This is a genomic window from Enterococcus casseliflavus NBRC 100478, assembly GCF_001544095.1.
GTDB classification, from domain to species: domain Bacteria; phylum Bacillota; class Bacilli; order Lactobacillales; family Enterococcaceae; genus Enterococcus_D; species Enterococcus_D casseliflavus.
Genome location: NZ_BCPT01000012.1, coordinates 59,191 through 73,529, shown reverse-complemented (window position 1 = coordinate 73,529; position 14,339 = coordinate 59,191). Strand labels below are relative to the sequence as shown.

Annotated in this window: 19 protein-coding genes; 17 read left to right on the top strand and 2 right to left on the bottom strand. The window is 40.7% G+C overall.

The window, feature by feature from the left end:
* Nucleotides 1-68 precede the first annotated feature (68 nt).
* Both ECA1_RS11435 and ECA1_RS11430 read left to right on the top strand, forming a co-directional pair.
* Nucleotides 69-638: a DNA-3-methyladenine glycosylase I gene (locus tag ECA1_RS11435; RefSeq protein WP_060792534.1), complete on the top strand. Its 570-nt coding sequence runs from the start codon at nt 69-71 to the stop codon at nt 636-638.
* A 13-nt stretch (nt 639-651) separates the two neighbouring features.
* Nucleotides 652-1,185, top strand: coding sequence for a dihydrofolate reductase family protein (locus ECA1_RS11430; protein WP_060792533.1), 534 nt, complete (start codon nt 652-654; stop codon nt 1,183-1,185).
* Between the two features lie 82 nt (nt 1,186-1,267).
* Here ECA1_RS11430 and ECA1_RS11425 read toward each other — a convergent pair whose 3' ends face one another.
* A complete protein-coding gene (locus ECA1_RS11425; protein ID WP_005228916.1) occupies nt 1,268-1,819 on the bottom strand; it encodes an NADPH-dependent FMN reductase in 552 nt (183 codons plus the stop codon).
* A gap of 254 nt (nt 1,820-2,073) precedes the next feature.
* On the opposite strand from ECA1_RS11425, the gene rpsP reads away from it, so the two are divergent.
* The 7 genes from rpsP to rplS all read left to right on the top strand — a co-directional run bounded on the left by rpsP (nt 2,074) and on the right by rplS (nt 5,810).
* Nucleotides 2,074-2,349, top strand: a complete 276-nt coding sequence (gene rpsP / locus ECA1_RS11420; protein ID WP_005228917.1) for a 30S ribosomal protein S16 — start codon at nt 2,074-2,076, stop codon at nt 2,347-2,349.
* 11 nt (nt 2,350-2,360) lie between these two features.
* Nucleotides 2,361-2,606, top strand: coding sequence for a KH domain-containing protein (locus tag ECA1_RS11415; protein WP_005228918.1), 246 nt, complete (start codon nt 2,361-2,363; stop codon nt 2,604-2,606).
* Between the two features lie 113 nt (nt 2,607-2,719).
* A complete protein-coding gene (locus tag ECA1_RS11410) occupies nt 2,720-2,977 on the top strand; it encodes a hypothetical protein (protein WP_060792532.1) in 258 nt (85 codons plus the stop codon).
* Nucleotides 2,978-3,064: 87 nt separating this feature from the next.
* On the top strand, nt 3,065-3,880 hold the full coding sequence (locus ECA1_RS11405; protein WP_060792531.1) for a hypothetical protein: 816 nt from the start codon (nt 3,065-3,067) through the stop codon (nt 3,878-3,880).
* A gap of 155 nt (nt 3,881-4,035) precedes the next feature.
* Entirely contained in the window at nt 4,036-4,560 is a 525-nt protein-coding gene (gene rimM, locus ECA1_RS11400) for a ribosome maturation factor RimM (protein WP_005228921.1), read from the top strand.
* Nucleotides 4,550-5,296: a tRNA (guanosine(37)-N1)-methyltransferase TrmD gene (trmD, locus tag ECA1_RS11395; protein WP_010749727.1), complete on the top strand. Its 747-nt coding sequence runs from the start codon at nt 4,550-4,552 to the stop codon at nt 5,294-5,296. The genes rimM and trmD overlap by 11 nt, the downstream gene beginning before the upstream one ends.
* Nucleotides 5,297-5,462: 166 nt before the next feature.
* A complete protein-coding gene (rplS, locus tag ECA1_RS11390; protein WP_002357176.1) occupies nt 5,463-5,810 on the top strand; it encodes a 50S ribosomal protein L19 in 348 nt (115 codons plus the stop codon).
* 229 nt (nt 5,811-6,039) lie between these two features.
* On the opposite strand, the gene ECA1_RS11385 is transcribed toward rplS, so the two are convergent.
* Nucleotides 6,040-7,092: a zinc-binding dehydrogenase gene (locus ECA1_RS11385; protein WP_060792530.1), complete on the bottom strand. Its 1,053-nt coding sequence runs from the start codon at nt 7,090-7,092 to the stop codon at nt 6,040-6,042.
* 1,311 nt (nt 7,093-8,403) lie between these two features.
* Between ECA1_RS11385 and adhP the strand changes: the two genes are divergently transcribed.
* From adhP to ECA1_RS11345, 8 genes are all read left to right on the top strand, one after another.
* Nucleotides 8,404-9,417, top strand: coding sequence for an alcohol dehydrogenase AdhP (gene adhP, locus ECA1_RS11380; RefSeq protein WP_005229064.1), 1,014 nt, complete (start codon nt 8,404-8,406; stop codon nt 9,415-9,417).
* A gap of 100 nt (nt 9,418-9,517) precedes the next feature.
* Entirely contained in the window at nt 9,518-10,237 is a 720-nt protein-coding gene (locus ECA1_RS11375) for a response regulator transcription factor (protein WP_171805173.1), read from the top strand.
* A gap of 261 nt (nt 10,238-10,498) precedes the next feature.
* Nucleotides 10,499-10,903: a VOC family protein gene (locus ECA1_RS11370; RefSeq protein ID WP_005229066.1), complete on the top strand. Its 405-nt coding sequence runs from the start codon at nt 10,499-10,501 to the stop codon at nt 10,901-10,903.
* A 192-nt stretch (nt 10,904-11,095) separates the two neighbouring features.
* On the top strand, nt 11,096-11,521 hold the full coding sequence (locus ECA1_RS11365) for an Rrf2 family transcriptional regulator (RefSeq protein WP_010749722.1): 426 nt from the start codon (nt 11,096-11,098) through the stop codon (nt 11,519-11,521).
* A 137-nt stretch (nt 11,522-11,658) separates the two neighbouring features.
* Nucleotides 11,659-12,306, top strand: coding sequence for an NAD(P)H-binding protein (locus ECA1_RS11360; RefSeq protein ID WP_005229078.1), 648 nt, complete (start codon nt 11,659-11,661; stop codon nt 12,304-12,306).
* A gap of 179 nt (nt 12,307-12,485) precedes the next feature.
* Nucleotides 12,486-12,947, top strand: coding sequence for a free L-methionine (R)-S-oxide reductase MsrC (msrC, locus tag ECA1_RS11355; protein ID WP_015510123.1), 462 nt, complete (start codon nt 12,486-12,488; stop codon nt 12,945-12,947).
* Nucleotides 12,948-13,125: 178 nt separating this feature from the next.
* On the top strand, nt 13,126-13,353 hold the full coding sequence (locus tag ECA1_RS11350; protein ID WP_005229082.1) for a hypothetical protein: 228 nt from the start codon (nt 13,126-13,128) through the stop codon (nt 13,351-13,353).
* 158 nt (nt 13,354-13,511) lie between these two features.
* Nucleotides 13,512-14,285 (top strand): hypothetical protein, encoded by a 774-nt coding sequence (locus ECA1_RS11345; protein ID WP_060792529.1) that lies wholly within the window; start codon nt 13,512-13,514, stop codon nt 14,283-14,285.
* Nucleotides 14,286-14,339: the final 54 nt, after the last annotated feature.

Below are 14,339 nucleotides of genomic sequence, written 5' to 3'. Positions count from 1 at the left end.
ATACGTAGTACACTAGTGGAAGTAAAGTCTTTTATGATAAAATAAGCAAAAAGGAGCTGATGAGGACAATGGAACGATGTGAGTGGGCCAACAGTACACCAGCAATGCAGGAGTATCATGATACAATCTGGGGGAAACCTGAATACGAGGATCAGCAGTTGTTTCGAAAACTGGTGTTAGATATGAATCAAGCAGGATTGAGCTGGCAAACGATTTTAAACAAGATGACGAATTTCGATGCAGCATACGATCAGTTTAATATCATAAAAGTAGCGAACTATACGGAAGAAAAAGTGGAAGAACTGATGATGAATCCCGGAATCATTCGCAATCGACGAAAGATTGAAGCAGCGATCATCAATGCCCAAGAAGTTTTAAAAATCCAGCAAGAATACGGCAGTTTCTCCGCATTCTTGTGGCGATATGTCGATCATCAGCCAATCATTAATGAATTTCAGCAGCAATCCGATGTACCGACCCATTCGGAAATCTCTGATCAGCTAGCGAAAGATTTGAAAAAGCGAGGGTTTAAATTTGTCGGAACGACCATTATTTACGCCTTTATGGAAGCTGTCGGCATGGTCAACGATCATTTAGTCACTTGTGTTTGTCGAACATCAGCAGCAAACAAAGAATAAAGGAGCGAGCATAATGGGAAAAGTGATATTCTATGGTGCGATCAGCCTCGATGGCTATTTAGCAGGTCTGAAGGATCAACTGGACTGGCTGTTTCAAACTGATACCGGTGTCGCCACGACTTATGAAGCATTTTTTGCAACCATCGATGCGACAGTGATGGGGAGAAAGACCTATCAAGAAGCAAAAAAACTTATGGATGGAGGACTGTTGTATCCCGAAACGACAAATTATGTTTTTTCCCGTACACAAAAAGAACCGTTGCCGGATGCAATCCTAGTGGAATCGGATCCAGTGGCATTTGTTTCAGCATTGAAACAAGAGAAAAACGTATGGGTAGTGGGTGGGGGTTCCCTATTAAAACCCTTACTAGAAGCGGATCTGATTGATGAATGGTTCATTCAAATTGCGCCGGTTCTTTTAGGAGACGGCAAACGATTGTTTGAAGCAGGGGATTATGCGAGGCGCTTGACGTTTGTTGAAACAAAACAGATGGGGGAACTGACAGAACTTCATTATGTTCGAAAAGCTGAGCAAGTAAGCAAGTAAAAAATACAAACTATTTTTCTACGCAAAAAAGACCAAGAAACTCAACGCTGAGTTCCTTGGTCTTTTGATACAGATTCATGGATTAGTTGAATCGTTGAAAGAATTCAATATATTTTGCAAGGATCGTTTCGAAGAAGCTCACTGTATCTGGGTTGATCTCATTGTTTTCATCGATCAAGTTGGTGATTCCACCGATATAGGCTTCTGGTTGTTGCAGAGTAGGCATATCCAAAAAGACTAATGATTGACGTAGGTGATGGTTTGCACCAAAGCCGGCGATCGCTCCTGGAGAAACGCTGACGACTAAGGCTGGTTTGCCACCCCAACTGCTCGCACCGTAAGGACGAGAACCAACATCTAAAGCATTTTTCAAGGCTGCAGGAACAGAGCGGTTGTATTCTGGTGTAAAGAAGAAGACACCATCAACGGCGCTTAATGCTTCACGAAATGCTGTCCATTCAGCAGGAACTTTTCCTTCAACTTCCAAATCTTCATTGTAAAAAGGCAAGTTGCCGATCTCGATGAAAGATGCTTCAAAACCTTCTGGTAATAGTGATGCGAATTTTTTCGCTACGAGTTTATTGTAAGAACCTTCCCGCAAGCTGCCGACGATAAAACCGATTTTTTTTGTCATGTAAAATTCCTCCTTGTTGTTTTCTACTCATTTAGCTTACCAAAAGTAAGTGGATGGTGCAAATAAAACGATTTGACCTTAAAAAGGTTTCTCTAGTATTTATGATACGCGTCCAGATTCATTCTGGCAAAAGATAACCATGCCGAAAAAACAGGAAAGAAAAACTTTTTTCAGCTGTAAAGAAAAAACTCTTTACACCATCAGAAAAACCTGTTAAACTAGCTCTTGTGATTAAATCAATGGAGGTGTAAATAATGGCAGTAAAAATTCGTTTAAAACGCATGGGTTCTAAAAAGAAACCTTTTTACCGTATCGTCGTAGCAGATTCACGTTCTCCTCGTGACGGACGTTTCATCGAAACAGTTGGTACTTACAATCCTTTACTAGACCCAGCTGAAGTAACAATCAAAGAAGATCTAGTTCTTGATTGGTTATCTAAAGGTGCGCAACCTTCAGATACAGTTCGTAACATCCTTTCTAAAGAAGGCGTTATGAAAAAACACCACGAAGCAAAATTCACTAAGAAATAAGGTGACTTTGGATGAAAGATTTGCAAGAATTAGTCTTAACGATCGTTTCACCACTTGTTACCAAACCTGAGGATATCAAGCTTGAGCTGGTAGAGTCAGATGATTTCTTGGAATATAATCTTACTGTGGCACCAGAAGATATTGGCCGTATCATCGGTAAACAAGGTCGGGTTGCCAAAGCAATTCGAACGATCGTTTACAGTGTACGGACAAATGGACCGAAAAAAGTTCGTTTGAATATCATTGATGGTAAATAAGCAAGAGTGTAAAGCATTTCTCAAAGAGAAATGCTTTTTTTGTAAAATTCATGCTTAAGATGGAGGACAAAAAAGGATGGTTTTGAGATAATCAAAAATGAGGAGGTGCTTGTATGTCTCAACTAATCGCATGGATCGTCGTTCTTTTGATTCTCGTCTTTATTTATAAAATCGGTTCTTTTCTTTGGCGAACGCTAGGGATCTTGTTGTTGCTCTTTTTAATTTGGGTCTATCGTGAGGAGATCATGACGCAATTGAACCAATGGACACAAAACTTTCGTTGGGGCGACCTATCGACGATCGCCAATCAAGTTTGGCAATGGATCAAGGACGGCTTCCAATCACTGCAAAATTGGGTCACTAGTCTTTAAAAAATCGACAAAAAAAATGACAGACAATCTGACTTGTTTGTCATTTTTTTTATTGAGGGGTACCCTTTGTATAAGGAGGGGAACATCATGAAAAAAGAACTAGGATTATTTGTTACGCTGCTAGCGATCGGAACCTTGGCTGGCTGTACTAATCAAAAAGACCAAGAAACCAGTCAAGCCAGTACAGCTGAAACAACAGCAACGACTATGGTGGAAAGTACCCAAACACAAAAAAGTAGTCAGTCAGAAACCAGTCAATCAACTGCATCGACTAGTCAGGCGGTTTCTGAGGATTCTTCAAATACGAGTAGCACCACAGACATCTATAGCCAAATACAAGCGGTATTCCCTGATCTTGCCTTGCCAAAGGACGTTCCGCTTGCTTCGGGTAAAGTGTTGAATGCTGCCACAGCTGGCAGTCAATCCGATGCCTCGATTCTTTATTATGGACTTGATCAGCAATTGTCTCTCAATGACAAGGCGTTGAACGAAGAAACACCGCTTGCTGCTTTTCAATCAAAAGAGTATCAATCAGCGGCTGCAGCGGTCAATGTAACAGCGGATGATGGCGGACAAGCCGTTGATCTCGGATATGGGATTACTGGGCATATGCAAGGAGCTGCTGGCTCCAGTTATTTAAGTTGGCAAGAAGGAAATTGGTCATTGACTGTTCGAGCAGTCAACCAAGAGGAACAAGATCCTGTGCCGGTTGCCAAAGAAGTGGTAGCGTATCTAGAAGAAGCCATGCTTCCAGCACCTGAGGTCGGTCAAATCACTATCGATGTGGGAAAAAATGACCATACAGCAACTACCGTGGTCTGGCAACAAGAAAAGATGCTTCGAACGGTGCAACATCAAGATGCACGTTCAGCATTGGAAATGGCCGTTTCAATGAATCAATAAGTTTCAGATTAGGACATTGCCCCTTTGATCAAGCGTCGAAGGGGCGTTTTTCGCGCGATGATTTTGAGGAAAACAGGGGGTGCTAGGAAACGGCTAGAATTCGCTACTTTGCTATGCTAAAATAGAACAGAAGTTAGAAGAAATGGGGAACGAACGTGACAGAATATTTAAACGTAGGGAAAATCGTCAATACACATGGGATCCGTGGAGAAGTACGAGTGATATCGCAAACGGATTTTCCAGAAGAACGCTACCGTAAAGGGGCTGAATTGACACTTTTTCGTGAAAATAAAGAGCCATTACCATTGATTGTTTCAGGTCATCGCAAACATAAAAATTTTGATTTGTTAACGTTTGAGGGCTATCCTAACATCAACGACGTTGAACCGTTTCGTAACGGCATTTTAAAAGTTACCAAGGATGATTTGGTGGATCTAGCAGAAAATGAGTTTTACTACCATGAAATTATTGGTCTGGAAGTCGTCGAAGAAGATGGTACAGTCATTGGCAAAGTCAAAGAGATCCTTTCACCAGGCGCCAATGATGTTTGGGTCGTTCAACGAAAAGGGAAGAAGGATGCCTTGATTCCTTATATCGAGTCGGTTGTCCACACGATCGATCTTGAAAATGGTCAGGTCACTGTGGAAATCCCAGAGGGGTTGTTAGACGATGAGAATTGATGTATTGACACTATTTCCACGAATGTTCGAAGGTCCTCTAGGAGAGTCGATCATCGGCAAAGCACGGGAAAAGGGATTGTTAGAAATCAATGTCTCTAATTTCCGTGATTATTCTGACAACAAGCATCAAACAGTGGATGACTATCCTTATGGTGGTGGAGCAGGAATGTTATTAAAAGTCCAACCTGTCTATGACAATATCAAAGCGATCGAAGAAGCGACACCAGAAACGAAAAAGCGGGTGATCCTATTAGACCCAGCGGGAAAACCCTTTGATCAAAAGATGGCGGAAGAATTCTCTACCGAAGAGCACCTTGTTTTTATTTGCGGTCACTATGAAGGCTATGATGAACGAATCCGTTCATTGGTCACTGATGAAGTGTCACTGGGCGATTACGTCTTGACTGGCGGCGAATTGGGGGCAATGGTTATGATCGATGCGACGGTCAGGCTATTACCAGAAGTTTTGGGCAATCAAACCTCCGCACAAACTGATTCTCATTCCACTGGTTTATTAGAGCATCCGCAATATACACGCCCAGCAGAGTTCAAAGGCATGAAAGTGCCGGAAGTTTTGATGAATGGCAATCATAAATTGATCGAGCAGTGGCAATTAAAAGAATCCTTGCGCCGAACGTATCAGCGACGTCCAGATATGCTGGAAACTTATCCGCTGACCGCTGAAATGCAGAAGCTTTTAAAAGAAATTGAAGACGAAGCGAAGACTGGCAACTAAAATAGTGCCAGTTTTTTTGATATTCTGCGCCATGACAAGAAAATTCTCTTTACAGCCTATGGTCGACTGTGGTAAGATATTTCAGTGAGTGTAAACTCAACTATTACGATGTTCCGCTGGAGCTTTCATGCTTTAAGAATGTTTGGGAATAAGGAGAATGATAAACATGAATCCATTGATTCAAGAACTAACTCAAGAACAATTACGTACTGACATCCCAGCTTTCCGTCCTGGGGACACTGTTCGCGTTCACGCGAAAGTTGTCGAAGGAACTCGCGAACGTATCCAGTTATTTGAAGGTGTTGTCATCAAACGCCGCGGTGCTGGTATCAGCGAAACTTATACAGTTCGTAAAGTATCAAACGGTGTAGGTGTTGAACGTACCTTCCCATTGCACACACCACGTGTTGCACAAATCGAAGTTGTTCGTTACGGTAAAGTACGTCGTGCAAAATTGTACTACTTGCGTGCATTACACGGAAAAGCAGCTCGTATCAAAGAAATTCGTCGTTAATCATTTATTATCAGATGAAGCAAAAGCCCTTGATTTCAAGGGCTTTTTTCTTTTGTTCGGCGTTATGTTCTATCATTTTAAAGTTCTAGAATTGATTAATTGTGGAAAAAGGGGAGGCTGTTACAGTGTTTTCTTTCTTCATAGATAAAAAGACAAAGTACTGGTTATAGTACTTTGTCTATCGAGAGGCTGTCCATTGTTCGGACGAGCGTTTTTTAATTAGCTTTGTCTATTCATCCCTTGAAACAACAACCATAGATTTGATCGTTTTTCGTTCCTGCATATCGGCATAGGCTTGGTTGATATCATCTAAATCATAGGTTTGGGTGAAAACGCGGCCTGGATTGATAGTACCATCAAGCACCGCTTTTAACAGGATTTCCTTATCATATGTTGTGACCGATGCAGATCCTCCCGCAATGGAAATGTTTTGAGCAAAAGTGGAACCGATTGGTCGATCGTCATAGTGAGGGACGCCGACATAACCTACACGACCACCATTATGCAATACACCAAGGGCTTGTGTAATGGCAGCTTCTGTACCAACACATTCAAGAGCGGCATCCGCGCCTCCGCCAAGGATCTCGCGTACCTTCGCGATTCCCTCTTCACCACGCTCAGCCACAACAGCTGTAGCACCTGATTGAAGAGCCATTTCTTGTCGATCTTTATGACGGCTCATTAAAATAATTTGGGAAGCCCCACGCATTTTTGCCGCGATGACAGCACATTGTCCTACGGCACCATCGCCAATCACGACGACTTTATCCCCTTTTTCTACATGTGCACAACGTGCCGCATGATATCCTGTGGGCATAACATCTGCCAAAGTTAAAAGAGACTTGATCATACCTTCCGTATAATCAGCTGGCTGACCTGGAACTTTTACAAGGGCCCAGTTGCCGTAATGGAAGTTGATATACTCAGATTGGAAACCGTTAGACCAATTCTTTGTACCTTGATGACGGTCGCATGTGCCATCAAAGCCGGCACGGCAAGCATCACATTCACCACAACCATGGGTGAAGGGGACGATGACAAAATCTCCAGGTTTCACAGTCGTAATGTCTGGACCGATTTCTTCAACGATGCCTAATGCCTCATGACCATCATTAACTGAATGAGGTTCTTTACTATCGCCATGGGCATACGACCAAAGATCAGAACCGCAAACACATGCTCGGACAACTTTAATAATAACATCATCGGCTGCTTGCAAAGTTGGCTTTTTTACTTCTTCCACTTTAACTAATCCTGCTTTTTCAAAAATTGCTGCTCTCATATAAATCCTTCTTTCTTAAGTTAGTATTGTTAGTATAAATGCTGAAGTTAACTTTAGGTCAAGAAAAAGACACATCAAGAAATGACGTTCTCTAAAAAATTCCATTCAGGTTTTCCTTCAAGAGCAAACGTAGTGCTAACAAAAATAATTATTTCTATTCGTTAGCCGTTTCTTACGATGTTTTAAGTGGAGCATGCGCAAATGACGCCTGGAGACGGTTTGTCATTCAAACCGCCTGCCGTTTCTGAAACTTCTATCCAACTTCCCTCAATGCTTCATTTGGCGCAACAAAAATTACATGTACGTCAGAGTAACTTTTTTCATAAATGATTTTAGCTTATCTAGCAGAGGATACCATGAAATGATCGTCTAAAGTTTTGCGAAGACAGAATACTTTCTTCAGATTCAAGTTTATTTCCCTCTCAACAACTGTTACTGATCAGCAGTTTTTTATAAAAAAGGCAAAGAGGCAATAAACGGAGATTTTAATTAAACGTTCACTACACATTTAGGCTATAGAAGTTCATTTTGAGTGATTAGGTAGTTGCTGATTGATTACTATGTTTTTCCGTATTATGTGCCGATCGTAGTTGGGGAGCCTTTTGGGCTTTTTGATTTTGACACAGTAAGGCCATGAAGCAGGTTACGGGATGTTTCTTATGCTGCGTACCGCTGGGTACCCTTGTATTTTGATGGGAACAGTCGTCTGAGTGAAACACAATGCCATCGATTGAAACTTTTTGTGGATACTTATCGGCTGTCCAATAATGACAGAGTACAGATTGTCGATTGTTTGATCGACCGCCTTTGTGCACTAGTTGCTTTTGTGAGTAGAAAAGGAGAAGAAGGGAATGGAAATTTTCAGAAAAACATTGACGAGGGATATCTTGCTAAATACCAATAGGACATTCAGCGCCTGAAAGAAAATAAATCGCAAGTCATCGAAGGGATAAAAATAGAAGAATAGAAGAACAGTGAGTACAAATCATCCTACAGTCTTCTATCAGATCGTCTTGGTGTTTTTTATTGAAACGATTGTTATTTATAGAGATGAATTATCTCTATCTTTTTACTTTTTAATTTTATGTAATCTGGAAATAAAGAAAAAATTTTGAATGATTTCATTATTGTTTTCTAATAAATGATTACAGAAAAAAAGCAATAAATTCCCCTTTTTTTGATGATTTCTATGGTAATCTTCTCGATAGAGAACTTTCTTTTATCTAGCTATTGCTGACCTCTATGCGTTAGTTAACTACTTCACAAATAAAAGGAAGTTCTTTATTTAATCGAATTGAAAGAGGTGTCTTTGTGAAAGCAGCTGTAGTATCAAAAGATAAGGTTGTAAAAATCGAGGAAAAAGAATTAAGAGCGCTTCGTCCGAATGAAGCATTATTGAAAATGGAGTGTTGCGGTGTCTGCCATACTGACTTGCATGTAAAAGATGGCGACTTTGGAGATGCATCTGGGATCGTACTCGGACACGAGGGAATCGGTAAAGTGGTTGCAATCGGTGATGATGTTACTTCTCTAGCAATCGGTGACCGTGCAAGTGTCGCTTGGTTGTATGAAAGCTGTGGATCATGCGAATATTGTGTGAACGGGAATGAATCATTATGCCGTTCGGTTAGAAATGCCGGCTATTCTGTAGATGGTGGTATGGCTGAAGAATGTATCGTTGTAGCTGACTATGCAGTGAAAGTTCCAGAGGATTTAGGTTCTGCTGAAGCCAGCAGCATTACTTGTGCAGGTGTAACCACATATAAAGCGGTAAAAGTTTCTGACATTAAACCAGGTCAATGGATCGCCATCTATGGTTTAGGGGGACTAGGAAACCTAGCCTTACAATATGCTAAAAATGTCTTTAATGCAAAAGTGATTGGAATCGATATCAACGACAAACAGTTGGACTTCGCAAAAGATCATGGCGCTGATCTTGTAATCAATCCTGCGAAAGAAGATGCGGCAAAAATCATTCAAGAAGCAACCGGCGGCGCACATGCAGCTGTAGTAACAGCTGTTTCAAAAGCAGCCTTCAATTCTGCTGTTGATGCTGTTCGTGCGGGCGGTACGATTGTAGCGGTCGGTCTCCCACCAGAAAGCATGGACTTGAACATTCCTCGACTTGTATTGGATGGGATTAAGATTGTCGGTTCCCTTGTTGGAACACGAACTGATTTAGCAGAAGCTTTCCAATTTGCAGCGGAAGGGAAAGTCGTTCCTAAAGTAGTCATGCGTCAGTTAGAAGAGATCAACGATATTTTTGATGAAATGCTTTCAGGAAAAATCAAAGGACGGATGGTCATTGATTTTCAAGAAAAATAAACGAAAATAGAGAAACCGACTATGAATTTTTAGCGAAGGAGAAAATTTCGTGTGTAATTTATTGATCATTGACAGCGAAGAGCGAAGAGCAGTTAGCGAGATGGTTCGTTTGATTGATCGTCATTTCCCAAATGTCATCTTGCTTCCAATGGTTGATTCGAAAAAAGCACTTCAGCGTACCTGTCTTGAGCAGATGGTTGAGATTGCAGTGATCAATGCGGATGGCGAAGAGGACTGTTTTGAATTATACAAAGAGTTGCTTTCTTTTTATCCGAATGCAAAAGCAATTTTGTATTCTGCAGTAGAAAGTTTTGCTATCGCTCAAAAAGCGTTGCGTTACGACTTGATCGATTATTTGGTCGAACCGATCACCAATGATTTTGTTTATGCATTGGACCGAGGGATTCAATCCATCAATCAGATTTCCTTGCTGCACGTCGAGAAAAACAATGAAGCTTCTCCTTCGCTTTCTTTAAGACATAAGATATTGCGCTATATTCATGAAAATTATAGAGAACATATTACGTTAGACACTTTAGCAGATCACCTGCATTTAAGTCGGTATCACACCAGCCGTTTGATCAAGAATACATTAGGAATGACCTTTTCATTGTACTTGATGATTTATCGTATTGAAGTTGCCAAAAAAGAACTCTCAACAAGTGATCGATCAATCAGTGAAATTTCTGTTAGAGTAGGATTCAATGATCCAAATTATTTTAGTAAGAAATTTAAAAAAGCAACTTCTTATACGCCCAAAGAGTATCGAAAAATTTATCGTGGGAAAGTAACCGTGATCGACTCAAGACTTGAGCTTTGAGTATTAAATAAAGTAGTTTGGGCTGATTGTATTAGCGAAAACATGATTCTTTGCTAATGCTTATCAAGTTACTTTTTCATAGATGAGAAAAGCTAAAAGGCCTATGTGTGCAAGGCCTTTTTTTACTTGAAAAAAATTTTGGATCAAGTTATTCAGACTAGCAGCAGAGGACAAAGACTGATGTTTTTGTGAATGAACCGATAGGTGCTATAATGAGAACGGATTCAGCAGTGCAGCTTACCAAAGAAAGGGAGCAAGAAAATGGCGAACAAAATGGTGTTTATTAACTTGCCTGTCACTGATATCAAACGTGCAACATCCTTTTATGAAGCGCTGGGGTTTGTAAAAAATGAAGAGTTCTCAAACGAGACCAGCAGTGGAATGGTTTGGAGTGAATCGATTTGGTTAATGCTGTTAGAACATGCGTTTTACCAACAATTTCTAAATGGTAGAAGTATTGCAGATACAAAGAAGACGAGTGGCGCATTGATCGCGTTTAGTTTTGACACACCAGAAGAAGCAAAGAATTTTGCAAAAATCGCTGAAGAAAATGGTGGACAGTCGTTCCAAGTTGATATGGGGATTCCAGAGGACATGATGGTCGGTTATGAAATCGTTGATCCTGACGGCAATCAGATTGAGTCTGCTTGGATGAAGGGCTATTAGCAAAGTGCTCGTTTAAATAAAAAGGAAAAAAATGGTTCAGTATGCAGTTCCCTCAAGAAGTTAGGCTTTTGTGCTAACTTTTTGAGGGCTGCTTTTTCTTGATGGGATCCTCGAGTTTTGTAAGATTGGTCAGTACCCTTTGTCTAAATCTGAAAAAAGAGGTATGATACAAGAAAAAGGAGTGGAGACGAAGTGAAATATTCAACGAAATACAGCGACGCCATTCACATCCTCGCTTACATCCACCTCTTTAAAGGAACTGATCTATCAAGTGATCGGATCGCCCAGAGTGTTGAAACGAATCCTGCTTATGTTCGCCGGATTATGAGTGATCTGCGTATTGCCGGATTGATCGAAAGCCAAAGAGGAAAACCAAACCCTAAACTAACGAAGGAACCAAATGAGATTTCTTTGTTGGACATCTATGCGAGTGTTGAAAAAGATCAGCATCTTTTACATGCGGACAAAAAGACCAATCCCAATTGCTTGATTGGGGGGAATATCCAAACGGTATTAGAGGAAACTTACGATGTGCTGCAAAAGAAAATTGAGCAGGAAATGAGCGCTATCTCGCTACAATCCATCATTGACGGCATTCAAGTAGAAGCCAATCATTAAAAGTGTCACATAAAAGGCTGTAAAAAAAGAACTTTCACCTGCTAGGCAAATTCTTGACAGGGAAGAAAGTTTCTTTTATACTCTAGTTGTAACTTAATTAGTAACAACTGATTTTGAAAAAAACAAAAGTAGGAAGGATGATCATTATGAAAATCGGTATTATTGGCGCAACAGGGAATGCAGGTTCAGCAATTTATCAAGAAGCAGTACAGAGAGGACACGAAGTGACTGCTATCGTGAGAAATGAAGCGAAGGCCAAAGAACAACTTGGTGAGACGGTCAAAACACTTACAAAGGATGCTTTTTCTCTCACAGAAGAAGAGCTCAGTGACTTTGATGTGCTTGTTGACGCGTTTGCGACAAGTCCTGACAAAGCTTACTTGCATGTGGATCTGGCAGCAAAATTAGTGCACCTGTTTCGAGAAAAAAACACTCGTTTGTTCTTCATCTTAGGAGCCGGCAGTTTATTCAATGAAGCGGGGGAACGTAATCTCTCTGAGTTGAAAAAAGCACCAGGAAGCGAAAGTTGGATTGCGATTCCAGAAAATCAGCTAGACGAATATCTCTTTTTAGAAACAGTCAAAAATGTCCCTTGGGTGGGGATTTCTCCTGGGAATGTCTTTCAAGAAGGACCAGCTAAACCAGCGATTTTAGGGAAAGATCACTTACTATTCAACGAACAAAAGCAATCGGTGACATCTAGCGGTACGTTAGCTAAGGCAATTATCGATGAGATCGAAACAGTACAACATGAAAACACTCGCTTTACTGTGATTGATGCCTAGTAAGTTTTCAAAGACGACTGAGAAGGAAATGCCATGAGTAGCGTTGACTATTGGTACGAGTGGATGGATAGGCTATTTTAGGCAACAGTTCTTTTTTCACATTATTGTTTCCCATACTCAGTAATTTAGACAAGACAAATCCTCTGTCTTTGCTTATAATCAAGGACAGAGGTGAGAAAATGAATAAAAAAATCGAAGCGTATGAATTGATGCTTCTGCAATTAAAAGGATTATTAGAAGCAGAGAGTAATTGGATCGCTAATCTAGCAAACTCTTCTGCTTTATTAAATGAAACATTGGAAGATACGGTGTTTGCCGGCTACTATTTGTTTGAAGAAGGCGAACTGATCTTAGGCCCGTTCCAAGGAAGAGTATCTTGCACCAGAATCACTATGGGCAAAGGGGTTTGTGGGGAGTCAGCGGCAAAACAAACGACATTGATCGTCCCAAATGTCAAAGAACATGAGAACTATATCTCTTGTGACTCGGCAGCTATGTCTGAAATCGTTGTTCCTATGATAGCTGATGATCAATTGATTGGTGTTTTGGATATCGATAGTGGCAAAACGAACAGCTATGATGAGATCGATCAGAAATATCTTGAAGAATTTGCGGCGATCCTAGTAGCTAGTCGTAAATAAATCGTCATTTCTTAATAATTAGCAAAAAACAATATAACGTTTACAAAGCAAGTGTTCATTGAATAATGGGCACTTTTTTCATTTTCGTTTTAAATGGACATGCATATCGCTTTATTTTATTAGAATTAGATGATAAGATGATAATACAATTAGAGAAACGAGTAGTAAGGAGCGCATTATGGAAGCAGAAACAATTGTATTAGGTAAAGCATATGAATGTAAACCAGTCGGTTTAGAAAGCCGCGTTATCGGAGAAGTGGTCAGAAAAATGGAACGTTGTGCGGTTTTGCATGTGATCCGTTATGAAGAGACTGATCATGACGAGCTTGAAGAACGTTGTGGACGAGTTGTGGCAAAATACAACGAGATCTATCAACCAGCATTGGTTGAATGCTTTTCTAGCTAAGGGTTAATCCCAATCAAACGAAGCCATGCACGTAAACCAATTCCCTTAACAAAGGGGCTGTTTCTTGGAAGCAGCCTCTTTTTTTGATTCTTGGACACCGCTGCGTAGAAAAATACATGCTATAATGGGCGAGAAACTAGCAGAAAGCAGGGAGCGAAATGGAATTAGAAAAAACGGTCATTGATGACAAACAGATGCTTTTTGAATTGCCGAAGGAAGCAGGGCAACTGCAAATTGTTAAAGGAAAACTTATTGAAACAAAAGACAATACCGTCCTCTTAGCCATAAAAGAAGGCCAATTACTATCAGTAGCAGATGAGAAAACATTTGATGACAAGCAAGAATATGATCGCTTAATGATCCTTACACCACCTTGGGAGATCATGGCGCCATACTTAGCAGCCTATTATCAAGAGAAATATCAACTGTCCAATGCTTCCAACGCACCTATCGTGATTCCACAGGAACTGCAACAAGGGGTCGCTGTTTGTGCGGAACCATTTGATTGCTTGATCGATTTTCTGGGTTATGTATCTACCAGCAAAAAGGAAACGAAAGCGGTGAAAAAAGGGGGTAAGCCTCGTCATAAATGGTCAAAAGAATTACAAGATGAACCCTTTATGGTGGATTATCAAGGAAGTACAGCAACGGTCTATTGGCAGAAACGCAACGAGGTTCGAATTGAAAAAGGCGCTACTTTGCGTCAAGAGGTTCCTTTGAACAAAGACGGCTCGGTGGGCTTTTCAGCTCGATTAGCAGAAAAGATACGGCAAGAGAATCAATCAGCGATCAAAGAGGGACGAACGATTGCAGACGTCGTATTAAAAAGTGTCAATGAGGTCGGCATGTTTCTTTACTATGGGGGGACCAATGGCTGGCTTCAATTAAAAGATCAGCAAGGAAGAACCCTGAACGAGCGAACGGTAGAATAGAAAAGAGAGATACTGAACAAGAAAGCGATCCACCAAAGCGAACGGAATCAGCTT